Raw genomic sequence first — 22,398 nt, forward strand, 5'->3', positions numbered from 1 at the left:
CTACACTTCTATATCTACAATTTTCACTCCCAGCCAGTAAGACAATCCATAAATTACCATACAAACTGTCATGGCACAGATTCCAAAGGGATTTCCGTAAAGTACATCCAGAAATCCCGGAGAAGTCAGCTTCAGATAACAGATAATGCCGGCCGGCATAACGCTCATAACCATCTGTTCAGATTTTTTTGCAGCCAGCGTTGCCTCTATTTCTTTTTTTACTTCAATCTTATCTCCCAGCATCCTGGCAACCTTCTGAATCATCTGCGTCATATCTCCGCCAGTCCGTTTCGCTGTATAAAATACCGCCGCAAAATTCTCAATATCTTCCACGCCGCTTCGTTTTCCAAAATCCAGAAACAGTTCTTCCACAGGAACACTTAAACGCAGCTGACTCTCGATATAACGAAATTCTTCCAGAATATCACTTCCCTTTTCGTAGAGTCTTCCCAGATCCTTCACACTGGCCCGCACAGCATTTTCCGCAGAATACCCGGCCTGTACGGCTACATTCATGGATGTCAGCGCATCCCGGAACTGATAATTCAGATTCCGCTGTTGTCTTGCAATGCATTTTTTCTTCTGGATTTTCAGAAAAATCACCGGTACCGGCAACATAAACAGCAGTACTGGTAGGCTCTGATAAAACAGATAATCGGCTGCAGCGCATACGGCAACTCCCTCCAGAAGATACTTTGCTGTCTCCTTCGCCGTAAAATGATATGTCCTGTAATCTTTCCTCGTAAATTCCCATTTCTTTCCTTTCCGTTCTTTCATAATTTAATTCCCGCCCGTTCCATTTTTTCACAGCGTAAAAGTGTATTTACTTTTACAAGTCCTTTTCCTTCTTCCCTGCGATACAGCGGCCGTGTCTGAATCTCTCCATTCTCAAAACCACACACCTCCGTAATCTCAAGCAGTTTTCTGCTTTTGTCCCGCATTCGCCCAAGGTGTACCAGAACATCTACGCCAGAGGCAATCTGCCTGCGTATCGCTTCCAGGGGAAGATCAATTCCCATAAGCGTCATAGTTTCTATTCTGGACAGCATATCTCTGCTGCTGTTTGCATGAAGAGTAGACAGACTCCCATCATGTCCTGTATTCAGTGCCTTTATATGGACTCCCTATGTTTCCATCATGCAGAAATACAATATCTTTACTTAATATACACTGTATATAACGTTATTATCTTGCCATTCCACAGTTGCAAAAAGAAAAGAGCGCCTTTCACAGCCCTCTTTCATATCGACTTTCTCATTCATTTGTCATACTCAACAGTTTTGCAACCAATGTCTCTAAACTTTTTCCAAAAAATGGGACAAAGTCTGGTATTGCACCAAATGCCATCCCAATTATTATCATTCGACCACATTCTCTTACAGATTCCAATGCAAATCCATAACTCAAAACACCTGTCAGAATAAATATAATTGATAAAAAGTAAAGCAAAATATTTCCCAATATCATCGGAATTTTTAATAACCAGTGAATCAAGGTCATTACTGCAAGAATTAAATATAAAAACACTTTTATTATGTACTTAACCAACATTTTTAATCCCTCCCTTTTTTATCTTTCCGGACAGCAAGAATCTTGCCATCCGGACTTCTATTTTTTTGCTATCCGGACTTCCACTTTTTTGCTATCCGGGCTACAAAATTCTTGCTATCCAATACAGTTCATTATCCTTTCGTGTATATCATTTCCGTCAAAATCATCTCTTCTGCATCATGACAAAGGGTATTCATCCTCCTTGTCCATTCCATGTTGTCTTGCCTTTTTAATTCCTCTGTAATTCCTTCTTTCTCCATCATCTGTTTTACTAATTGTTCTTCTCTATCCCTTGCTTCTGCATCAATCTGATTCAAATGCTCGACAAGTTTTCCTTGTAACAACAATATTTGATATTTTGCCTTTCTGTGTTCCTGTAAATAGCTTTTACGAAGCATCCCATATTTCCCATAAGTTGGTTCGATATCTATAAGTGCCAATTCTGGCAAATAATAATCACCACATAACATATAAGTAAGTCCATTTTTCTCATCATAAATTTCGTTCTGCATAAAATATTCTCCTTTTCTTCCTATAATTGGTCGTACATCTTCAACAGTGTTCCCTTTTTCATTTGACTATATTTCACCTGTAATTCTTCATATTTTTTCTGAAGACTTTCATATTCGTTTTTCGGAACACTATCGGATAATTTCTGTTCTAAACTCTTAATCCGTGCTTCCTGTGCTTTTGCAATAGCATCACTTTTAGGATTTCGCAATATCATTCCCTGTTGTTTTTCCTTCAATTCCATCATGACCTGTTTCACATTCGGATTATTATAGAAAAAACCTCTAGAAAGTCCTGTTAGTTTTGTAAGTTCAGCAACTGAAATTTTTATATTTTTTCTATACATTGTTTCAATAGCTGTTATTGCTGTTTCCGTCATTTCCGCACTTTTTTCTTTTGCCAGTGCTACCATTTTATCGTGTTTCTGCATTTTCCTTTTCCCTCCTGTATTGTGCTAATAATTCATTCATTTCATCTCGTACAGCCTTTGTATCCTCCGCTAATGCTTCGTTTCTTAACCGCCGATAATGTGGTATGGTTCGTGTATCCTTATGCCCCAACAGCCTTGCAATGCTATCATCATCTAATTTCATTTCTGTAAGTTTTACTCCAAAAGTATGTCTAAAACGATGTGTACGAAACTCAAAATAATTTCCATTATCATCCCTGATATCATTTTCATAAATCATGATATTTACATGATATTTCAGCATTGAATCTGTATACAATTTTCCATTATCTTGCAGAAAAATATATTCTGAATCTGGATGCTCCTTTTCTGAAACTTCTATTGCTTTTCCAATCAATTCTGCCAGCTGATCGCTAACTGGTCTTTTGTATTTCCTTGTTTTCTGCTGGATAATAGTTATAAAATAATGTCCAGATTTCTCAGATAAGCAATCCCTTCGCAAAGTCAACGTATCCTCTATTCTTGTACCGAGCATCTGATGTATTATTAAACATCTGCCTAACTGGGGCTTTAATTTTGTTAATGCACAATTAAATCTTCTGATTTCTGCATCTGAATACGCTTCTGGTAAAGCGTTGTCATGTGCTCTGCAATCACTGGACAGAAAAAGGTTGCATATATTTCCTATTTCCAGTTCACGCCCTATTTCATCCAACAGATTATCCAAAACCGACAGCTCTGTCGTGTAACTGACTGATGTAAGACCGGTATCCGTTTTTATATAAACCAGATAATCTTCTATCATATCCCTGCTAATTTCTGTAAAGTGCTTTACTCCTGGGAATCGATCATACATGAAACTAGCAAACCGACGGAATCCACGCAATTCACCTTTTATACTACCCATTGCTTTTGTCTGGCAGTGGCTATACAATATTTTCTTTATTATCTCTTTAAATTCTTTCTGCCTGATCTCACGAAAATCTAATCTATATCTTCCACGAATCGGATTACTCCTTGGCACAATATCCAACTTTCTCATATCCCATACATCTTTTTCATTTTCTGGAATATCTGCTGTTTTACACTTCACAACATACTCATAATACATTTTCAGAAAAGAAATCTGAGCGCTACTTTGTTGCTCAACATTCCGCCTATCCGGTCTATTTCTTCTAACATACAGCGCCAATCCTTTTTTATATAAAAATGCTTTATAACTTCTCTCCAGTTCTTCCCATTTTTTATCAGTGATGCTGCTACAACTTGTACACTTCTCATTCAGAAATTCTTTCAACAGATCAAATCTGTAAATATCATTTACTACTGTTGATAATGACAAACGTCTACATCTATCATCGATATACCCATAAATCTCATCCTGCATCTTTTCATTATGAATCTCTGATATGTAGTACACCCTGTTTTCCTTCCATTTCAGTCCTGCCAACTGTTTTTCTGTAGCTTGTTGATAACAGTCATACGAAATCAAATTAATATTACCTTTCATCATCTTCTGCTCCTTTCAATTTAAATGACTGATTTTTAGAGAAATATTTATCTTCAGCCGATACAATACGTTCCGGCATGAAATCAATGTACTGTTTTGTCATATTCTCACTTGAATGTCCTAGATAATCTCGTACCCCTTGTATAGAAACCCCATTTCCGTACATTGAAGTTGCAAGGTTATGTCTATAATCGTGTGCTCTAAAGATATAATCTCCGCAGGCAATCCCACGAACCTTACACTCCCGAATCATCTGATTTGAAAATGTCTGTCCATTAAATGCACCACCCTTTTTATTTTTGAATAAATACTCCCCATTTTTTATTCCGTACTTTTTTTCATAATCATTCACCAGTCCAACCAATAAACTAGGAACAGGAATGACTTTTTCTCTCCGCATTTTGCTTTGATATATGCGCATCCAATTCTCATTGCCTTGTGAATAAAAGGCTCCCGATTTTATTGTACAAACCTCGCTTTTCCTAATTCCTGTGCAAAACAAAATCAAATACATCAACTGTAAATGCTCTGGGAATGCCGGCAGCTCCTTAATTAGATGAGCAATTGTTTTTTCTGGAACACTTCTTTCATTGTGTTCCGAAAAACCTTTTTTTAAAAATCGTTCAGGATAAAACTTCACCACTTCAATATTTTTCATTTTCAAAAACTGTAGAAATGTATGCATATGTGTGATATATCGGTTAAAAGTGGAATACTTAATATCGGACTCATCCAAAACAGACACATAATCCGCTATATCTTGCATCTCCAGTTCAGTTACTTTCTTACTCTGTCCATCCAGATATTTTAAAAATTGTGAAATAAAACTTATTGTATTTCGGATATTTGATAAAGACAGATCAGATATCCCGACCAAATATTTTGCGTATAATTGTAAATACCAACGATTTTCTTTTTCGTAAATATTAATAAATGAAAGGCTTTTAACAGGTGAACTGGCATTGATTCTCGATTTATCAAACTGAAACCTATCCATATACCAGATACACGCTTGCCAATTTGTCTCTGAATCTGTTAGAAATAACGTTCTTCTCGCAAACTCAACAATCTTAGAAGCCTGTTTTTTTATAATTTCCGACTCTTTGTTTAAATACAGATAAAATCTGTTTTCATCTGCCTGTTCCATTTCTTCAATATCATCTATTCCGTACTTATCGCAAAACCGTATAAGTGCTTTTAATGGTTCTAAAAAATATCTTCGATGTCTTTGTACCTTATCCATATTCAGAATTTCACACAGCAATATTTTTGTCTGTCGCACCAACTGTGATGAATGGATCCTCGTTAAGTCCCATAACAAATCATTCTTATCGACCACCTGACGAAAAGATTGTGCTTTCTTCTTATTGGGGACATACAGCAAAAACAATTTGTCTTGCTTAAAAAACTCCTGTTCTACAGAGAAGGGATTTCCTTGTGAATAGACATCCGGCATATTTTCTATTTTTAAACGATCAAATAAGCTCAGTAATTCCGCTTTATATTTTTCTGAAATATCCTCTTTTTCAAGAGAATCCATATACATTTTTCTCGTTTCATAGTTAATATCTGCAGTACACTGTATATCTGTATACTGGAAAAATTTGTATAACCGGTTATAGTATTTTGCTTCTCCATTCGTAACTAAAGATATTTCTTCCTTTAATTTCTCGGATATTTTTTCCTGATATAACTTCGGAACAATTTTTAATACTGCCAAGGTAATCCCTCCTTCCTTTTACAGAAAATCTGCAATTTGGTATAAATCTTCATTATTTGAGTAGTATTGATCTGTCGCTTCTATCAATCGTTCATTATTTTCACCCAAGTATTTAATGGTAGTTTCAACTTTCTTATGCCCCAGGGCAAAACGAATGTCATTCAAATCCCATCCTTCTTTTCTTCTTTCCTCCGCAAAATAGTGTCGGAGCTGATGCGGATGGGAATTGATATCCGTTTTTTTGGATAGCCTTTTCAACATGCTATACACAGAATCCGCATCTAATGGCTCTCCTTTGTTTTTTCCAGTTAATTTTGTAAATAGATACTCCGAGTTCATCAGACTTTTTCGGTTATCAGAAATGTACTTAACCAAGAACTCAAAAGTTGTATTACTTAACAAAGCCATTCTATATTCTGCATTTTTTGCTCTTGCCAAGTTGGTATTGGATTCACGATACCTTACCCGAACCGTCCTTCTTTCAAAATCAATATCTTCGGTATAATGGATTCCCAGAATTTCCCCTAATCTAAGACCGGTTTCTGCCATCATTGCTATCAGCAATCGATCTCTATCATTCGAACAGGCATTTATCAGCTCCTGTATTTCTTCGGATGTTATTTCTTCCAGATTAGGTTCTTCTTCTTTGAAGAAACCTTTAAACGAATTCACTGCATTTTGATGATTTACTCCCATACTGTCAAAATACGATACTTTTTTTACTCGTAAGACTTTAAGCATTGGCAAAACATCTTCCAGTGCCAAAAACTGGTAGTATCTGAAGACTGCACCAAGATACATATTGCAGGTCTTATTGCTCGTCTGTGTATTATGCTCAGTATGCTTTCCACTCTTAACCCAATACAAGAAATCAATAAAATGTTTATTCTGCTCTGAATAGGATAGCAATGTAATCTCATCCAATCCTATCGTTTGCTCCTGCAGATAATTGTAATAATATGAAAGTGCGAAGGCTACGGATTTTACAGTATTCGGAGAAGCATTAATCTGATCCAGATGCTTCAAATACTTTGATGGAAGGATTTCAATTTCTTCAATATCAGAAATAATCAAAAAACGTGGTCTATTATCTTTCAAAACCGAAACAACCCTATATTTCAATCCACAGCCCTCCTTCCTTTCTTTTCGATTCGTTTGACTTCTTTGACTTCTTGATTTACATTATACACAAAGATATCAAAATGTCAATTACGTTTTTGACTTCTTTGACTTTTAAGAGAATATCAATAAAGCATTTTTTGATTTCTTTATGTTTTAAATTGATTTTTAGGGATATAATTGATAAAATAAAATACAAGAAGTCAATTTATACAAAGTCAAAGAAGTCAAGAGGAGATTTGAATGAACGAATTTATATCAAATTCAGGCACACTAATAAATCCTGACAGCGTTTACGATCAGGAAAGATTCATCAATATACTTCAAATCATTTTACAGAAAAAAACACAAAAAGAATTATCTGAACAAACAGGCTTAAATAATGCAACCATTTCACGAATGCTCAACGGTGTCCGATCTGGAAGACCATATAAAAGCACTATTGATAAAATTGCAAAAGCCATTGATGATCCAGAACTTATCCAAGAATTATATGATGCAACGGGATATTCTTCTAAAAAAATACGGGAACGAAAAAAGATAATTGCAGACAATGGATTTTCTTTGGATCTCTCTACTGTTCAGGTGCATGAAAAGTTTTTTTCTACCTTAATGCGTGGACTTTCCATGATGACAAGTCTTCATAAAGTTGAATGGACAATAAAATCTGGAACGCCCAGATCATACGATTATTTAATTGAATTAAAAGAGGGAAATATAGATTATTGGTATATTAGATATGTAGATAGAATTGCTTCTGATGAAGAAAGGAAAAAAGCCTTAACTGCCATTTATGGAGAATTTGCAAAATTGAAATTGGGCGGAAAAATCAAAGTTTCTTGCGCCACTCCTTCTTACGAAGATTATGATTATTTTATTACAATTCCGCCATACCAATTAAATACAAATGCTTCTATTATACATTTTGATTCTGAACTCGAAAGATTTGCAGACGAAACCTTTTTAGAGACAGCTTTACCACTTAAAGAAAATATTCCTGTTAAGGATTTTTGTAATCTTACCGAATCACTGATACTATAACTTTTTGGTTTTATCACAGAGAGAGTTGCTTATGGCTCTCTCTTTTTTTAACGCTTCCTCCTCCCATGTTCTAACTCATTATGGCAAATCATTTTCTAAAGCAAGTATCGCCTAGAGTAACTCAAAATCCCATTTCTGGATTATGATTCTCTGACGAACTTAATGGAGATTACGATTCCCCATACCCTCAATATCACAAAATATCAAATTTTGCTATTAGCTCATAATAAATTTTCGCAGCTATCTGTTTTTGCACTCATAGTTATCAAAAGCTTTTTATAACCATCTGCTTCTACCAGTAACAAAATGTCAATAGTTTTTTAATCACTTTTTCAAAAAAGGCAAAAAAATAGAACGTATAGATTATTTCCATACGCTCTATCTCACATTTCATATTAAATTTTTGAATTCTACAAACTTGAATTTATCTTGCAATTAGAAACCATTTATCTTGTATATGGTTCAGTGTCTTTTCCATCATATACAAATGCTTTTATATCCGTATTTTCATCAACCTCAGCATGAATACCTACCGTGTATTCTTTATCTGTAACATTCTGAAAAGAATAGCAACCGCCAGCAGGAATACTGTCAGATACAAGTTCCTGTTTTCCTTCACAGAGCAGATGTACAGTAATGTCAAAATCGTTTCTGTTCTGGACTGTCAACACGCCTGTATTAGACAAAATTTTTGCGTCAGAATATGTAATTACATAGGAATCAGGCGTTGACTTTTCCGCACAGACCACAGAACACTCCCACTGTGTCTTTGCTTTTGCTTTTCGATAGGCTTCCGAAGACTTATATGTTGAAAATATAATCATTGTACTTATAGCAAGAATGCCAGTGATGACAAACGCTATTGTTACTTTTTTCTTCACAACCATCACCTCCACACACAAATTCCGATTTTTCGTTCTCAGCGACTTCCCAATAAATGGGAATTGTTCTACTTCTTCATCTTTTTAATATCCAGATACAGCCCATATCCCAGAAAAAGGATTCCAATAATAAACGCAATACCAGCCGCTATTGCTAAAAAAGGACCTACACATTCAAGACCGGCTGCAAATAAAGTGGCATTCCACGAAACTACTCCACTCATAAATATCGCAGCAGAAATATATCGTGCAGAAATTAAAACTGCTGACATGAAACAGAAAATAGCACCTACAATTTTGTTTTCCATTTAAATTACCTCCAAATACCGATTTGTTACTCACATGATATCATATTTTTTCTTCAATTACATCCACCTAATTTTAATACACTGCCTGTCGACTTGCTTCTGTAACCAGCATCCGGTTAATCTTCTCCTGCATTGTTTCCTTTGCATTTTCATTGAAATGATAACGGACAACATAGACTGTCTGCCCGATTTTCTTTGTAAATGTGTTACCCTCTGTTTTTGTATTCATCATTTTTTTCATAATCATTTCTCCTTTCTTTTGGAGCCCCAGCAGAGAGTCATTCCATTGGTCTCTGTCAGAACATTATTCTTTAAATCAGGCCCAAAATGGGCACTTCCAGTTTCACAGGCTACCTATATATAGCCTTTTCATTTTTGCTTGCAAAAAGCCTTGTGATCACAGCACTTTTTTAACGTAAAAAGCGTTTTAATATGATGCAGCCAACGACAAGAAGCATATCTAACAAATATCATTGTCTATCACTTCTGTTTTCTCTGCCGATATCTCTCTGGTTAATGCCTAATAATCTTCCCTGCCAGACAAGACGATAAGTACAGCGTTTGCTTCTATCGTGTTTCCAAATACTTTCTTCCATCATCCGATGGTTCTTCATCAAGTTCCGGTCCGTGACGTTTACAGATATCTAAAAACATTGTCCGGCAGGCAGAATCGGCTGCAGATTCAAAATTTTATTATTCAAAAATAAATAAAAATGGATTCCACCAAAATACCCATCACCAAAAATGTACTGGACACTTCTATTCATTATATTTGCACCAACAACTTGAAGTTATCTTCCTGCTTACGACTTTCCAACAACATAAACTCCAAATATCATTTTGATAATATAAAGATACTTCTTTCTTACCCCAGAGCAAGATCCACCTGTGTTTAACAATATTGTCTTTCATCACAATATTCTCTCATCAGGTTTTCATCTTGCTGGGGATTCCCCAAACCCATTTTTCTATTTATGCCGAGGTCTCAGTACACACTAGAGCAAGATCCACCCCGGTAATACCATATCGCTATTTTAGCAATATAGTATTTTCCGGACGTAGGAATCTTGCTGAGGATTGTGCTCCCCAGTTCCTCACATTCAGCATAAATATACACTTGGTTCCCCGAATTTTTCCGGTCACAACACAGGGATATAAAATAGGCTAAATATCCCTATATCCCTGTGAAATCACTGTGTGATTATAAAAACAGCAAGGACAGGAAGTGTGGATACACTTCCGCAAAACTGCCAATTTGGGTTCCCTACCCCAAATTGAAAAATCAAAAAAAAAGGCACCAGCATAATGCTGATGTCTTCTTGTTTAAAGATTTCTTTTATTCTTCAGAATCAGTTTTTTCTGTAACAGTTGTTTCAGTGCTGGTATTCGAATCAATATAATTCCATTTAATATTATATTGAATACCACTTGCTTTCAAAGTTCAAATGTTCTGTCACATTATCTATTCCCAAAACGTTCGTCAATAAATCAATCCAATAAGAACGTCCATCTTCATCTTCTTTCCCTTTTCCCATCCATCGGTTTACAAATTGACGGGCAGCCTCTCTTTGTTCTGCATCTGTCATGCTTTTTTCCTCCTAAATAATCGTGCATTCACAAATCTTTCTCCGACTATTTTTACATATCATATCCACAGTATATCATAAAATTATTACAGAACAGCATTCATATATCATTATTTGTATTGTGTCTGCACACAAGGAACTTCTACCGCCAAATCATAATAATATTGATACATGATCATGTTATCTTTTGCTTCTATATACACTCTCTGAGCTTCCTTCATCAAGTTATTCCAAATATCTTTCCATTCACTAGGAGCCGAATCTAAAAACCACATATTATTAAATGACATTTCTATCGTCCCCCATAAATCATCTTCTTTACGCTCAGTTTTTATATTCATCTGCATATTTCGTGCAATTTCCAATGCATCTTTTTGTAAAAAAGTGAATTTCACTACTTTTTGAGAATCTGGAACTTTCTTAAAACGACGCATATGAGCTTCTGCCTTTTTAATAATTGTTTCCAATTGTTCATCATGCCATTTTTTATCCTCTAGTATCTCTTCTTCTGACATTTGCGCTTTTTCTTCATTAATTTCTCTTTGCATTTCTTCCAATTCACGCTGTGCAATATCATAATATTTCTTTTCAATCACCATAATCTCCCAACTCCATAAAAAAAGAAACAGTCAACATTTTCGTTACAACTGTTTCCTTTATTTTTGAAGTCCCCGGAGCATTTGTATCACTACATTCTGTTCTTTTTCATCAAGATTATTCCAAATATTCAGAACCTCTTGTTGTGATTCTGATAAGCTTACTGGAACATCCATTCCGGCAAAGAATTGTGCCATTGTTACTCCCAGTGCATCACATATCTTTTCTACAGTAGGCATAGTTGGTAAACTTTCTTTAGCAATAATTTTTCCAATCGAAGATTGAGATATACCAGTCAATTGTGACAGCCGATATTTACTCATATCACGTTTTTTACATAAAGCTATAATATTGTCCGCAATATAATCCTCTGTACGCAAGTAAATACACCTCTTTCCGATAGTAGTTACCTTAATTGTAACTAGAAATCCACAAAAATATTAGAGATGTATCTTACAAGTATTTACTAAGGGAAACAGTAGTATTAAAACAAAAAAAATAGAACTATATAAAGTTGTATTCCATTAATGTCAGCTTATTATCTAAATGCTCATATTCTCTTTGTATTTCTTCAATTTTATCATATAATTTCAGCACTGTCGAACCCTTTATCATTTTATTTCCTTGGCACATCTGCCGGAATTTTTCTTTGTACTCCCGCAGTATTCTTCCTTTTTCCTCTAATTCCTCCAGTGTTTTGATTTCCTCTTTATCTGCCATGTATTTTCCTCCCAAACATAATTTTTAATACATAAGTGATAACCCTTTTTTCGCTGTTGTTCAATTACACTTATCGCCTTTTTCTCCCATCAATCGACAATCTTCTTTTTGCTATATACATATGATATACTTCTCTTTATACAACCAATTGCTGTTGTATAGCTCACCATTTTTCCTATCTACAACACAAAAAAGTCAAGTTGTGTTGGAAAGGAGGTGAGGACATGGAAATAAATTATGCACTTATAGGCAAACGTATAAGAGAATCACTATTTTATCTTATCCCAAATTCATCATCCGCTCCATCCGCCACCTTATATATGAATACCCATTCCAAATATTTGCTTTTACCGGATACTCTTTCCTGTAAACAAATACAGTGTGATATTTAACAAAATGTATTCTACACCAATTATGTATATCTTTCATATATATGTTATTTATACCATTCACCCACTGTTCTAAAGACCATATGTCTTTATCTGACACTAACTCCATTATGAACAGTACATTATAATATTGAATGACACCTACTCTCTTCCTTTCCTCTATTAACCTTTTACACAATAACCTATACTTAATGTTCATATCGTTCCTATGTCTCTCCCTCTAATCTATATTTTCCATCCTTATATACGTTATATATATAATTATTATATAGTACATATAAGGCTTTGCAGCATATCTACCGCTTCTCCTCCTCGAACTTCGCCTACAATTATTCTGTCCGGCCTCATTCTGAGTGCAGACCGTATCAGATCACGGATTGTCACAGAAGCCGCACCTGCCATATTTGCCATCTTTGCCTCAAGACATACCAGATTTTCAATGCCACGGATCTTCAGCTCAGCATTATCTTCAATCGTAATCAGACGTTCATCCTTCGGAATATACTCCGCAACAGCACCAAGAAATGTTGTTTTTCCGCTGCCCGTACCACCGCCAATTACCATCGAATACCTTGCCTGCACAAGTTTCTTCAGAAATTCAGCACATTCTTCCGTAATACTGTCCAGGGAAATCAGTTTCTCCATGGTAATCGGATCATCCGGAAATCGACGAATTGTCAAAATTGGCCCATTGAGGGCTACCGGATAAACTACCGCATTAACCCTCGCTCCGTTTTCCAGTCTCGCATCCACAATTGGCATGGATTCATTTACTACACGGTTGCATCGCCCTACAATCTGCTGAATCACATCTTCCAGTTTTTCTTTTGATGTAAAAGTTTTATTCCATCTGGTCAGTTTTCCCGCCCGCTCCACAAAAATAGCATCCGGTCCATTGACCATAATTTCTGTTACACTTTCATCTTCAATCAGTTCCTGTAGTACATCCAGCTTTCTCACCGAACAGAACAGCTCCTGACGAAGTTCCACTTTTTCTTTCAGTGAAAAAACTGTCTTGCCCGACTGATTCAGTATCAGATCATCGATCACCTCCAGGATTTCTTCATCAGACAGCTCACGGGAAACATCCAGCTGTTCCATGAGGAGATCATGAATTTCCCGGAAACGTTCTCTGTTCATGTCCGCTCCTTTCTTAACAGTTTGCGTATATAGTCTCCCAGCTGGCTCCAGACCAGCTGTTCCACGTAAGATTCCGGAGATATGTTATCTGCATGAAAGGGTAAATGCAGTTTTTCTGTTTTTTCCAGAATTTTTTCTTTATTCCAGATACGCAGAAGATTTTCAAACTGTGTAATCTTACAGGCAGACATGGTATCATTCAAAACCGGCATATAAATTCTGTTACACAACTCCAAAAGCTGAAAATTTTCATCCGCACCTCCTCCGATATCCAGAATCAGAACTTCATAGGAACTTTGCAGAGTTATCGCCTGCAAAAGCCGTTCCCAGTCTTCCCAGCACACGGTCTGAATATCCGAAGGTGTCCGTACCGGCGGTACAAAATCCAGATTATTCACGGACTGAATCATTCCGTTCATTCTGCGAATCAGATTCTCATTTCCCTGCCGTACATAATAAAAAAGATCACTTAAGTTTGCAGAAAACTTTTTTCCAAAAAGCTCCTCAAATCCGGAATATTCTTCAAGATTCAGATAAAGAACCGCCCGTTCTTTTGCCAGAATCTGCCCCAACGCAAGCGCAAAGGATGTTTTCAGGCATCTGCCAAGTGGTGAAAAAACACCGATAATGTCCATATTCTTTTTCATTGCCGGAAAATCCACAGGGTTTAATGACTTTTCCTCTCCATAGCAGGCCATTACTTCGCGTATTACATCGGATGAGGACTGGTATTTATACACACTTGAATACTGATCCAGTTCCGGCGGATGTACTCCTTCCGAAAGAATGATAATCTTTCCGATTCCAAGCTCACGTACCTCTCTCTGCATTGCCTTATCCGAAATCAGCAGCAACTCAATATGATTTTCTTTTCCATAGGCAACAAGACTTTCCGCCGTGGTAAATACCTGGATTTCAAAGGGAAGATTTCTTTTCTGGTTCAGATAGTCCATGAAATTAAAAGCGTATTCCACTTCCAGATCACAGACTGCAAATATGTTTTTCTTCAATACACACCTCCTACATAAAGCAACACACTTAAAAATACTGGCACTGTAAAATGAAAATTCTCCGGAAATTCCATTCCTTTTCGGTAATAAGGCCGTATCTCGCCTGTACAGTAAAATTCATTCATATACTGACATAAATAGAGGATTCGCTGGCGGATACCGCCTGTAGAAAGAAGAATTGCCAGAGAGATGAACGCACCTGCAAGCAGAGAATAAACAATACATTCCACAATTGTCCGGGGTCCCATAATTCCACCCAGAGCACACAGAAGTTTAATGTCTCCGGCCCCAAGCATCCGAAGTACAAAAAGAATTCCCAGAAGAATGACCGGAACTGCAGCCCCTGTCAGAAATATAATTCCTCCCTTCGGCCCTTTTTCCATAACCTGGATCACAAGTCCCATAATAAATGAAAACAAAATCCAGCCATTATCTACAGATGCATCTCTCAGATCCATCCATACGGCCACTGCTGAAATCACTACAGGTAAAAATATACCAAAAGACATACACACCCCTTTCTTATTACAAATATATGTTTATTCAATTAGATAAATGTGGAATTTCCCGCCTGACCTGGCGGTGATCGATACCAGAAGATCTCTGGTGAAATTTATTATAGGATTCTATAAAGCTTTTGTCCAGCATTTTCGTTCGACAAATTCTGACATTCAAGAAGCTGTTCGCAATCTCATTGCTGCATTATCTGAATATAACGAAAAAACAGTTAGAATAAGATTTCTAACTGCTTCATCTGATAGCCAGTACGGGAATCGAACCCGTGTTTCCGCCGTGAGAGGGCGGCGTCTTAGCCCCTTGACCAACTGGCCATATTCATTTGTTTCTGTCGTTTAAGTTGTTTCCCTCAACCGACTTCGTTAGTATATAACACTTTCTTTCAAAATGCAAGTACTTTTTTTAATTTTTTTTAAAAAAATTCATGTTTTTCATGTTTATTCGTTTTTTACCCATTTTCCGGTATTTCATGCGCTTGACCACTGTGGGTGTAAGTGCTACTATCAAAGCACTAAATGTTACAGAAAGAAGGATTTTTTATGCCCCGTCTCCTGTGTCTTGGCGACAGCATCACAGACTGTGGCCGGCTTTTTTCCACAGATCCTTTGGGAAATGGATATGTGAAGATTCTCTCCGGCCTCCTTCATAATGCCGGCCATGATTTTTCCGTGGAAAACAAAGGAATTGATGGTTTTACCCTGGAACGGCTTCTTCAGAACACGGATTTCTGGCTTAAAGCCTCTGATCCGGATATTGTTACTGTGCTGATCGGAATCAACGATATTGGAATCATGATGAACACCCGACGTTCATCCACACAACAGCAGGATTTAATGGAAATATTCGCTGCCCGGTACGAACAGCTTGCCCGGAAGCTCTCCGGCACAGACTCCCGGAAACGGGAACTCTTTTTCCTGGAACCGTTTGTTTTTCCATGGCCACGCTGTTATGCTTCCTGGTTTCCCCTTCTTTCGCAGATGTCCTCACATATCCGAACAATCAGTCAAAAATACGGTGCCGTTTTTGTCCCGCTGCAAAACGATCTGAATCAGGAAGCTTCTCTGCATGGAATGTCAGCCATAACGGAAGACGGCATTCATCTTACCCGGCAGGGACACCGGATTCTGGCTGAAAAACTTTATACATTGATCACATCAGAAAGGTAATATTATGGAAAAAGCAATCAAAAAAATTGAAGATATGTCACTGAACGCCTGGCCATCCCATAAAATGGAACTTTATGACGGATGGATTCTCCGTTTTTCTTACTTTTACACTCACAGAACCAACAGTGTGGAACAGTTTGGAACTTCCACCCTCCCATGGCGGGAAAAAATCCCCTACTGCGAGCAGGTCTATAAGCGTCTGGGAACTCCTGCAATCTTTAAGATCAGTCCACTTGTATCCCAGGATTTTGACTACATGCTGGAAAACCGTGGCTATTCCATTCAGCATGTAACCAATGTCATGACTGTAGATCTGGATAAGGCTGTTCTGGATGCCCCTGTCACAGATGTTCTTTTTACCAATGAGATCCCTGATTTCTGGATCCACAGTCTTTTTGACCTGAAAAAAACCACCAATCCAATCCACAGAAGTGTGGTTCCTTCCATGTACCGGGCCATTCTTAAAGAGACGGTCTGCGCTTCCATCACAAAAAACGGCCAGATCATTGCCACTGGGCTTGGAATTCTGGACCGTGACTATATCGGTATCTATGCAATCCATGTACGTGAAGATTACCGCCGCAGAGGATATGCCCGTCAGATCTGCACCGGTCTTCTCAATGAAGGTAAAAAAAGAGGTGCACGTCACGCTTATCTTCAGGTGGTAAAAAATAATGATTCCGCAGAAAAGCTTTACAGCTCTCTTGGTTTCCAGTATTTTTATACTTACTGGTTCCGCGTACAGCCTGTCGGAACACGCTTTCAGTAAATACAGGGATTTTCACAAAATCCCTGTAGAAATCAAAAAATCTTTTTGCTATAATACTTTTAACATGTATAGAATCTTTCCTGCTTTCATATACTGATCCTTATCAATCAATAAGGAGACTGATCCCATGAACGATCCGCAGGAAAAAAACAAAAAAAATCCCTATCACATTAATTACAAAAATTATCTGGATACCAATGCCTGTACTGAATGCACGGGTCTGATCAACCATGGAATAGACAGCCGTGAGCAATGGGAATCCTTCCGCCAGATCTTCGATTTTGTGCCGGTACCGGAATCTCAGGACCTTACAGATAAACAGGACTGACCGTTATCCCAGGTCGGAGGACACAAATGAAAAAACTGTCTGCTGCATGTATGATTCTGGGCCTTTCCCTGTTTGTGGGTGGCTGCAGCAATGATCAGATCGATGATCACATTATTTCCCTTCAGGATAAAATTTCAAATGCCACATCTTCAGATTCCGCTTCCCAGGAAACATTGGATTCTTCCCAGGAAGAACGTGTTTATATGGATGAAATTACCGGCACACTGCAGAATTTTGACGGCACAAATCTGACTATTTCCAGTGACGGAGAAACCTATGTCTTTGACGTTTCCAACACACGGCTGGAATGTAAATACGGCGTTGTGTTCAGCGACCAGGTCAGCATCATCTATCAGGGACAGCTTTCCGGAACCGATATCAGCACCATTTCTCCAATCAAGGTAACTGACAAATATCATAACGAAACCCCTCTGGAAAACCGCACCCTGAAAGGAAAAGTAAAAAAACTTACTTCCAACGCACTCGTTATTGTTACAGAAAAAGGCAATACCGTAACTTTTCCTGTCACCGGTGTCAGACAATACTATAAAAAAGGAATCAAAGCCGGCAGGTGGGTCTATGTCCATTTTCGTGGCAAATTCATCAACGAAACCATAGTCGGAGACAAACAGTACAATGGCAGTTTCACAAAAGTGATCAGTGTTTCTGACACCGATCCTCTGAAAGTACCTGCCGCAACCCCAACCCCTTCCCCAGCACCAAAGAAAATAGAACAGCATCTCCGGGCAAAAATTGTAAGTGTCAGCACCAGTACCATGACCGTTATCCCTCAGACCACAGGTTCGGAACTGACTGTTCCAATCACTTCTGTTCCTGTATACTTTAAAGGTGGCATGGCACCTGGTTCTTATGTAAATATTATCTATACCGGTAAATTCAATGGAGAATCCACCAGCGGCATGAAAATCCGCGGAATTACCGGTGAAGATCCGGATACACTTTCTGTCCGCAATATCTCATCCACTGTAACCGGTACAATCCTGGCCACAACCGCCAATACCGTACTGATCCAGACTTATGATGGTGTAAAAATTCTCTGCAGCCGTGAAAATGTACAGGATCTTTCCACCAGTGGAATGGAAGAAGGTGCGGACATCCGGGTTACCTTTAACCCTGCGAAATCACGCACCTCCAATATTTATACCTGTATTAAATTCGAAGACCCGTGACGGAAGAGCGTTCGGATTCTTTCTTCCCCCTCTTCCATCCAGGCGCACACCTCCGGTGTCTCACCTAAGATGTCAAAAAAAGCTCTGCATTCATCTTCCACACCTTTTCCGTGAAGAACCTTAAATGCACCGGCATCACTGCCAACTGCCACATGCACTTTTTTTCGGAAAGCTTTTTTCAGATTTTCTTCTCCTGTCCGGATAATGGAGGACAGGATCTCATTTTCGAATCTCCCACAGTCCATCAGATTCCGAACTGTCACAAGAGTAGGTACCCACACACTTTTGCTGTCTGCCAGCATGGAGAGGGTTTCTTCATCCATGTAATTGGCATGCTCGATGCTGTCAACACCGGCCTCAACTGCCGCCTGCACCCCATAATTTCCATTGGTATGGCTCATCACTGCAAAACCTTCTTCATGTGCAATATGTACCATTTCTTTCACTTCGGCCGCAGAAAGCGGAGTTCCCGTGATCTTTCCGTGATCCTCAAAATCCAGAAGGCCGGTAGTCATGATCTTGATAAAATCAGCCCCTTCCTCAGCGGCTTCCAGAACTCTGCGGTGATATTCCTTCATATCCGAAAAACTTTTTCCGACAATTTTTCCGTAATGCCCTTCTTTATAAATAGCAAAAACCGGCGTACGGTAATCAATTCCATATTCTGCGGCCAGCTGCGCGGTTCTTCTGGAAACACCATAATGATCTCCTCCATCTCTTACAAAACGGATTCCTCTTTTCTGGTATTCCTCAAGATGGCTTCGGATCAGTACATCCTGTGGCCCGTTTTTCTGTGTCTCAACGGCTTTCCGGTAATCATAGCCATTGAGAAATATATGTGCATGACATTCTCCAAACATTTTCATCACTGCTCAAAAAATCTTCTGATCTCTTCCTCAGTTGCCTGTACAGATCCCTGCACAAAGAATGGCTTTCCGCCTCCCCGTCCGTTTAATTTTGCATTCATCTCTTTTGTAAACTGGCGGAAATCGCCATCTTTTTCACCCATTGCATATTTGTAACTTCCATCTGCATTTTTGGAAAATACCGCACAGCAGCCCTGACAGGTCTGTGTTACGGCATCCGCAAGTTTCCTCACACTGTCCGCATCCATTCCGTCCATAAAGATAAGAACACTTCCGCTTCCTGCATAGCGCTCTGCCTCTTTACGGCACATGTCATCTACCATCTGGCCAACCTGTCCCTTCAGGCGGAAATTCTCTTCCTGAAGACGTTCCACTGCCTGCGCGGTCTTGTCCATCTTTGCGGAAAGTTTTACAGAAATCTGATGGTTCTGATCGTTGACCATATTCAGATAATCCAGAACACGTTTTCCACAGATCATCTCAATACGGACACCTTCACGGAATTTTTCCACAGAAAGAAGCTTCACCATACCGATCTCTCCGGTATGTGTCACATGGGTTCCGCAACATGCACAGATATCCACGCCCGGAAATTCCACAATACGCACCTGGCCGGTAAGTTCTTTTTTACTTCGGTAATCAATTTTTTCCAATTCTTCTGCTGTAGGATATAAAATCTTAACCTCCGTATCTTCCCAGATCTTTTCGTTTGTTTTCCGCTCGATCTCGGCAAGCTGTGCCTCATCCAGTGGACCATTCAGATCTACCGTAATAGTATCGCTTCCCATATGGAACCCTACATTATCGTATCCGTAAGCCTCATGGATCAGTCCGCTCACCATATGCTCACCGGAATGCTGCTGCATCAGATCAAATCTTCTTGCCCAGTTGATACGCCCCTGTACTTCGGTTCCGGCTTCCAGCGGTTTATCTGTATAATGAAGAAGTTCTCCGTCTTTTTCGTGAACTTCCTTTACTTTCACATCGCCCAGATATCCGATATCACTTGGCTGTCCGCCACCTTCCGGGTAAAAAGCACTCTCATTCAGAATAATATGAAAGCCTTTTTTCGCTTCTCTGCACTCCAGGACTTTGGCTGTAAATTCTTTTTTATATACATCTTCATAATATAAGCGTTTTGTCTCTGTCATCTGTCTCATCCTTTCTGCATCTCTGCTTTGACGTTTTATAGTATAGACCAATTTGGGGTTCCCTGCTATAAGAATTCTATTTTTTTCAAAAAATTGCTTTTAAAACTGAAGTTTTATCTCTGTCTTACGCGTTATAATAAGTGAACGGGCTGAGAAAGGAGCTGATCACATCACACGGGAAGAATATCTGGAATATCTGATACATACATACCAAAATTTAATATTTTCCATTTGTCTGAAATCGGTGGGCAATCCTTTTGACGCCGAGGATCTGACACAGGATGTTTTTCTTTCCGCCTACAAAAATCTCTCCCGTTTTGACGGTACCTACGAAAAAGCCTGGCTCAGCAAGATTGCAATCCGAAAATGCCTGGATCACCTGAAGGCTGCCGGCAGACGTACCATTCCCACAGAGGATACTTATTTTGAACAGCTCCGTGATAAAGAATTCTCCCCAGAAGAGGCCTGCCTGGACAAAGATTTCCAGAATCGGATCCGACAGCTTTGTTCCGATCTGAAAAGTCCCTACAGAGAAGTGGCCACCGCTCATTTCTGTGAAGAAAAAACTGCAGCCGAGATTGCAGCTTCACAAAATAAAAATACAAAGACAGTCCAGACTCAGATCTACCGTGCAAGATCTATACTGAAGGCACTGTTGGAAAGGAGTGATTAGATGCATATACCACAGGATGAATTACAGAAATTTCAAGACGGGACTATGAATACAGGCGAAATGATCTATTTTCTGGAACATATAGATCAATGTGATTTCTGCCTGGAACAGCTGCTTCAGGATGAGGAAACTTCTTCTGAACATGCTCCTGCCTATCTTCAGGATAAAATTCTGAAAAAAGCAGCTTCTCCTGAAGTACAAACTTCCAGAAAAATACATGAAACTGCTTACTGGATGAAGCTTCTCTGCACAGGCTTACGTACTGCAGTGGGTATGGGTGTTGCGCTGATCATGCTTTTTTCTGTATCGCAGACAGATTTTACAGCTCTTCATACTTCACCGGAAACAAAAGCTAAGATATCTTCATCCCTTGACATTGGTTTCAATCTGAGCCAGCTTTCCAGGAAGGTAGGTTCCCAGCTCAGTGAAAATTCTCAGAATATCAGTGATAATCTGAGTGATCTTACGAATAAAATTATAAACGGAGGCAAGTAAATATATGAAAAAACAAAAACATGGTTTCTGGGTATTTATCTTTTCCCTGATCCCCGGTGCCGGAGAAATGTATATGGGATTCAAAAAACAGGGAATCAGTATTATGCTGCTGTTCTGGGGAACAATTGCGCTGGCTTCCATTACCGGCCTTGGATGGCTGGCCATGTTTCTCCCTGTGATATGGTTCTACAGTTTTTTCAATGTCCATAATCTGAAGTCACTGTCAAAAGAAGAATTTTATTCTGTAGATGATAATTACATTCTTCACATGGATCAGTTTTCCGGTGATATCGGAAAATTCTTACAGAAGCATCGAAATACAACTGCCTGGATCCTGATCCTGTTTGGTATCTGTATCCTGTGGAGTCGTTTCACAAGTCTTCTGTACCTCATTGTACCGTATGATCTGGAAGACTATGTATACAATATCTGCAATAGTCTTCCTCAGATTGCCATTGCTATCGGTATCATTGCTGCAGGTATTTATCTGCTCACTCAACAAAAAAAGAAACTGGAGGAAGAAAAAAATAAAGATGAGCATTATTGGGAACCGTACCGTCCATATCAGCAAATAGCTTCCCCTGATGATAATTCAGAAGCTGCTGAAAAAAATCCTGAGACATTTTCTTCTCAGGACAATATTTCTTCTGAAAATAGTATTCCTTCTGAAAATGCTGTCCTTTCCGAAAATAAGAAAGATACCTCTTCCTCTGAATAATCAGTAACTTCAAAAAAAGATCCGAAGTCTTCCGA

At 38.6% G+C, this 22,398-nt stretch carries 26 protein-coding genes, 1 tRNA gene and 2 pseudogenes; 8 read left to right on the forward strand and 21 right to left on the reverse strand.

The features are described from left to right. The 8 genes and pseudogenes from GPK88_RS02310 to GPK88_RS02345 all read right to left on the reverse strand — a co-directional run bounded on the left by GPK88_RS02310 (position 1) and on the right by GPK88_RS02345 (position 6,822). Positions 1 to 777 carry a type II secretion system F family protein gene (locus GPK88_RS02310; RefSeq protein WP_173762361.1) on the reverse strand — a complete coding sequence of 259 codons (777 nt, stop codon included), beginning with the start codon at positions 775 to 777 and terminating at the stop codon, positions 1 to 3. Further along, positions 774 to 1,115: pseudogene (locus GPK88_RS02315) on the reverse strand (ATPase, T2SS/T4P/T4SS family); the annotation flags it as partial. The gene GPK88_RS02310 and the pseudogene GPK88_RS02315, both read right to left, overlap by 4 nt. Positions 1,116 to 1,254: 139 nt before the next feature. Continuing rightward, positions 1,255 to 1,551, reverse strand: a complete 297-nt coding sequence (locus GPK88_RS02320) for a hypothetical protein (RefSeq protein ID WP_215707504.1) — start codon at positions 1,549 to 1,551, stop codon at positions 1,255 to 1,257. A 131-nt stretch (positions 1,552 to 1,682) separates the two neighbouring features. After that, on the reverse strand, positions 1,683 to 2,063 hold the full coding sequence (locus tag GPK88_RS02325) for a TnpV protein (protein WP_173725449.1): 381 nt from the start codon (positions 2,061 to 2,063) through the stop codon (positions 1,683 to 1,685). Between the two features lie 20 nt (positions 2,064 to 2,083). Further along, positions 2,084 to 2,491, reverse strand: coding sequence for a DUF6262 family protein (locus GPK88_RS02330; RefSeq protein WP_008374214.1), 408 nt, complete (start codon positions 2,489 to 2,491; stop codon positions 2,084 to 2,086). Continuing rightward, positions 2,475 to 3,983, reverse strand: coding sequence for a tyrosine-type recombinase/integrase (locus tag GPK88_RS02335; protein ID WP_252197662.1), 1,509 nt, complete (start codon positions 3,981 to 3,983; stop codon positions 2,475 to 2,477). The genes GPK88_RS02330 and GPK88_RS02335 overlap by 17 nt, the downstream gene beginning before the upstream one ends. Then, on the reverse strand, positions 3,970 to 5,700 hold the full coding sequence (locus GPK88_RS02340; protein WP_215707505.1) for a tyrosine-type recombinase/integrase: 1,731 nt from the start codon (positions 5,698 to 5,700) through the stop codon (positions 3,970 to 3,972). The genes GPK88_RS02335 and GPK88_RS02340 overlap by 14 nt, the downstream gene beginning before the upstream one ends. Before the next feature lie 18 nt (positions 5,701 to 5,718). Further along, positions 5,719 to 6,822 (reverse strand): tyrosine-type recombinase/integrase, encoded by a 1,104-nt coding sequence (locus GPK88_RS02345; RefSeq protein WP_215707506.1) that lies wholly within the window; start codon positions 6,820 to 6,822, stop codon positions 5,719 to 5,721. A gap of 240 nt (positions 6,823 to 7,062) precedes the next feature. On the opposite strand from GPK88_RS02345, the gene GPK88_RS02350 reads away from it, so the two are divergent. Continuing rightward, a complete protein-coding gene (locus tag GPK88_RS02350; protein ID WP_173792698.1) occupies positions 7,063 to 7,860 on the forward strand; it encodes a helix-turn-helix domain-containing protein in 798 nt (265 codons plus the stop codon). 446 nt (positions 7,861 to 8,306) lie between these two features. Here GPK88_RS02350 and GPK88_RS02355 read toward each other — a convergent pair whose 3' ends face one another. The 11 genes and pseudogenes from GPK88_RS02355 to GPK88_RS02405 form a co-directional block, all read right to left on the reverse strand. Then, positions 8,307 to 8,747, reverse strand: coding sequence for a hypothetical protein (locus GPK88_RS02355; RefSeq protein ID WP_005334752.1), 441 nt, complete (start codon positions 8,745 to 8,747; stop codon positions 8,307 to 8,309). A gap of 62 nt (positions 8,748 to 8,809) precedes the next feature. Next, a complete protein-coding gene (locus GPK88_RS02360) occupies positions 8,810 to 9,049 on the reverse strand; it encodes a hypothetical protein (protein ID WP_008374227.1) in 240 nt (79 codons plus the stop codon). A 73-nt stretch (positions 9,050 to 9,122) separates the two neighbouring features. Next, a complete protein-coding gene (locus GPK88_RS02365; RefSeq protein WP_173792391.1) occupies positions 9,123 to 9,290 on the reverse strand; it encodes a transposon-encoded TnpW family protein in 168 nt (55 codons plus the stop codon). 1,171 nt (positions 9,291 to 10,461) lie between these two features. Next, the gene (locus GPK88_RS02370; RefSeq protein ID WP_215707507.1) at positions 10,462 to 10,635 is read right to left on the reverse strand and encodes a hypothetical protein; all 174 of its coding nucleotides are present in this window, start codon (positions 10,633 to 10,635) and stop codon (positions 10,462 to 10,464) included. A 110-nt stretch (positions 10,636 to 10,745) separates the two neighbouring features. Beyond that, complete coding sequence (locus tag GPK88_RS02375; protein WP_055150161.1) at positions 10,746 to 11,234, reverse strand: hypothetical protein; 489 nt, start codon at positions 11,232 to 11,234, stop codon at positions 10,746 to 10,748. A 57-nt stretch (positions 11,235 to 11,291) separates the two neighbouring features. Then, positions 11,292 to 11,612 (reverse strand): helix-turn-helix domain-containing protein, encoded by a 321-nt coding sequence (locus GPK88_RS02380; RefSeq protein WP_013976760.1) that lies wholly within the window; start codon positions 11,610 to 11,612, stop codon positions 11,292 to 11,294. Between the two features lie 124 nt (positions 11,613 to 11,736). Next, positions 11,737 to 11,952, reverse strand: coding sequence for a hypothetical protein (locus GPK88_RS02385; RefSeq protein WP_215707508.1), 216 nt, complete (start codon positions 11,950 to 11,952; stop codon positions 11,737 to 11,739). A 668-nt stretch (positions 11,953 to 12,620) separates the two neighbouring features. Further along, a pseudogene (locus GPK88_RS02390) lies at positions 12,621 to 13,481 on the reverse strand (ATPase, T2SS/T4P/T4SS family); the annotation flags it as partial. After that, a complete protein-coding gene (locus GPK88_RS02395) occupies positions 13,478 to 14,491 on the reverse strand; it encodes a P-loop NTPase family protein (protein WP_215707509.1) in 1,014 nt (337 codons plus the stop codon). The gene GPK88_RS02395 and the pseudogene GPK88_RS02390, both read right to left, overlap by 4 nt. After that, positions 14,488 to 15,000, reverse strand: a complete 513-nt coding sequence (locus GPK88_RS02400; RefSeq protein ID WP_173762365.1) for a prepilin peptidase — start codon at positions 14,998 to 15,000, stop codon at positions 14,488 to 14,490. Before GPK88_RS02400 ends, GPK88_RS02395 begins: the two co-directional genes overlap by 4 nt. Positions 15,001 to 15,249: 249 nt before the next feature. Next, positions 15,250 to 15,321, reverse strand: a tRNA-Glu gene (locus GPK88_RS02405). Positions 15,322 to 15,546: 225 nt separating this feature from the next. Between GPK88_RS02405 and GPK88_RS02410 the strand changes: the two genes are divergently transcribed. The 4 genes from GPK88_RS02410 (at position 15,547) to GPK88_RS02425 (ending at position 18,460) form a co-directional block, all read left to right on the forward strand. Then, positions 15,547 to 16,173 (forward strand): SGNH/GDSL hydrolase family protein, encoded by a 627-nt coding sequence (locus tag GPK88_RS02410; protein WP_173762366.1) that lies wholly within the window; start codon positions 15,547 to 15,549, stop codon positions 16,171 to 16,173. Positions 16,174 to 16,177: 4 nt separating this feature from the next. After that, complete coding sequence (locus GPK88_RS02415; RefSeq protein WP_173762367.1) at positions 16,178 to 16,942, forward strand: GNAT family N-acetyltransferase; 765 nt, start codon at positions 16,178 to 16,180, stop codon at positions 16,940 to 16,942. Positions 16,943 to 17,069: 127 nt separating this feature from the next. Further along, positions 17,070 to 17,270: a hypothetical protein gene (locus GPK88_RS02420; protein WP_148445980.1), complete on the forward strand. Its 201-nt coding sequence runs from the start codon at positions 17,070 to 17,072 to the stop codon at positions 17,268 to 17,270. Positions 17,271 to 17,296: 26 nt separating this feature from the next. Continuing rightward, on the forward strand, positions 17,297 to 18,460 hold the full coding sequence (locus GPK88_RS02425) for a hypothetical protein (protein WP_173762368.1): 1,164 nt from the start codon (positions 17,297 to 17,299) through the stop codon (positions 18,458 to 18,460). On the opposite strand, the gene GPK88_RS02430 is transcribed toward GPK88_RS02425, so the two are convergent. Together GPK88_RS02430 and GPK88_RS02435 are read right to left on the reverse strand one after the other, a co-directional pair. Continuing rightward, positions 18,430 to 19,320 (reverse strand): amidohydrolase family protein, encoded by an 891-nt coding sequence (locus GPK88_RS02430; RefSeq protein ID WP_173771629.1) that lies wholly within the window; start codon positions 19,318 to 19,320, stop codon positions 18,430 to 18,432. The genes GPK88_RS02425 and GPK88_RS02430 overlap by 31 nt on opposite strands. A gap of 5 nt (positions 19,321 to 19,325) precedes the next feature. Continuing rightward, complete coding sequence (locus tag GPK88_RS02435; protein ID WP_256442535.1) at positions 19,326 to 20,528, reverse strand: alanyl-tRNA editing protein; 1,203 nt, start codon at positions 20,526 to 20,528, stop codon at positions 19,326 to 19,328. 148 nt (positions 20,529 to 20,676) lie between these two features. Between GPK88_RS02435 and GPK88_RS02440 the strand changes: the two genes are divergently transcribed. From GPK88_RS02440 to GPK88_RS02450, 3 genes are read left to right on the forward strand one after another with little or no spacing between them, the layout of a single operon-like run. Further along, complete coding sequence (locus tag GPK88_RS02440) at positions 20,677 to 21,150, forward strand: RNA polymerase sigma factor (RefSeq protein ID WP_294408924.1); 474 nt, start codon at positions 20,677 to 20,679, stop codon at positions 21,148 to 21,150. Continuing rightward, entirely contained in the window at positions 21,151 to 21,645 is a 495-nt protein-coding gene (locus GPK88_RS02445; protein WP_148445988.1) for a hypothetical protein, read from the forward strand. A gap of 4 nt (positions 21,646 to 21,649) precedes the next feature. Beyond that, entirely contained in the window at positions 21,650 to 22,363 is a 714-nt protein-coding gene (locus GPK88_RS02450) for a hypothetical protein (RefSeq protein WP_215707510.1), read from the forward strand. The last annotated feature ends 35 nt before the right edge of the window (positions 22,364 to 22,398 follow it).

This window comes from Blautia sp. MCC269, from assembly GCF_018785655.1.
Lineage (GTDB): Bacteria > Bacillota > Clostridia > Lachnospirales > Lachnospiraceae > Blautia_A.

Bases quoted from the DNA above. Each gene is read 5' to 3' on its own strand.
- GPK88_RS02310 (WP_173762361.1), bottom strand. From the start codon at position 777: ATGAAAGAACGGAAAGGAAAGAAATGGGAATTTACGAGGAAAGATTAC.
- GPK88_RS02320 (WP_215707504.1), bottom strand. From the start codon at position 1,551: ATGTTGGTTAAGTACATAATAAAAGTGTTTTTATATTTAATTCTTGCA.
- GPK88_RS02325 (WP_173725449.1), bottom strand. From the start codon at position 2,063: ATGCAGAACGAAATTTATGATGAGAAAAATGGACTTACTTATATGTTA.
- GPK88_RS02330 (WP_008374214.1), bottom strand. From the start codon at position 2,491: ATGCAGAAACACGATAAAATGGTAGCACTGGCAAAAGAAAAAAGTGCG.
- GPK88_RS02335 (WP_252197662.1), bottom strand. From the start codon at position 3,983: ATGATGAAAGGTAATATTAATTTGATTTCGTATGACTGTTATCAACAA.
- GPK88_RS02350 (WP_173792698.1), top strand. From the start codon at position 7,063: ATGAACGAATTTATATCAAATTCAGGCACACTAATAAATCCTGACAGC.
- GPK88_RS02355 (WP_005334752.1), bottom strand. From the start codon at position 8,747: ATGGTTGTGAAGAAAAAAGTAACAATAGCGTTTGTCATCACTGGCATT.
- GPK88_RS02360 (WP_008374227.1), bottom strand. From the start codon at position 9,049: ATGGAAAACAAAATTGTAGGTGCTATTTTCTGTTTCATGTCAGCAGTT.
- GPK88_RS02365 (WP_173792391.1), bottom strand. From the start codon at position 9,290: ATGAAAAAAATGATGAATACAAAAACAGAGGGTAACACATTTACAAAG.
- GPK88_RS02370 (WP_215707507.1), bottom strand. From the start codon at position 10,635: ATGACAGATGCAGAACAAAGAGAGGCTGCCCGTCAATTTGTAAACCGA.
- GPK88_RS02375 (WP_055150161.1), bottom strand. From the start codon at position 11,234: ATGGTGATTGAAAAGAAATATTATGATATTGCACAGCGTGAATTGGAA.
- GPK88_RS02385 (WP_215707508.1), bottom strand. From the start codon at position 11,952: ATGGCAGATAAAGAGGAAATCAAAACACTGGAGGAATTAGAGGAAAAA.
- GPK88_RS02400 (WP_173762365.1), bottom strand. From the start codon at position 15,000: ATGTCTTTTGGTATATTTTTACCTGTAGTGATTTCAGCAGTGGCCGTA.
- GPK88_RS02410 (WP_173762366.1), top strand. From the start codon at position 15,547: ATGCCCCGTCTCCTGTGTCTTGGCGACAGCATCACAGACTGTGGCCGG.
- GPK88_RS02415 (WP_173762367.1), top strand. From the start codon at position 16,178: ATGGAAAAAGCAATCAAAAAAATTGAAGATATGTCACTGAACGCCTGG.
- GPK88_RS02420 (WP_148445980.1), top strand. From the start codon at position 17,070: ATGAACGATCCGCAGGAAAAAAACAAAAAAAATCCCTATCACATTAAT.
- GPK88_RS02425 (WP_173762368.1), top strand. From the start codon at position 17,297: ATGAAAAAACTGTCTGCTGCATGTATGATTCTGGGCCTTTCCCTGTTT.
- GPK88_RS02430 (WP_173771629.1), bottom strand. From the start codon at position 19,320: ATGTTTGGAGAATGTCATGCACATATATTTCTCAATGGCTATGATTAC.
- GPK88_RS02445 (WP_148445988.1), top strand. From the start codon at position 21,151: ATGCATATACCACAGGATGAATTACAGAAATTTCAAGACGGGACTATG.
- GPK88_RS02450 (WP_215707510.1), top strand. From the start codon at position 21,650: ATGAAAAAACAAAAACATGGTTTCTGGGTATTTATCTTTTCCCTGATC.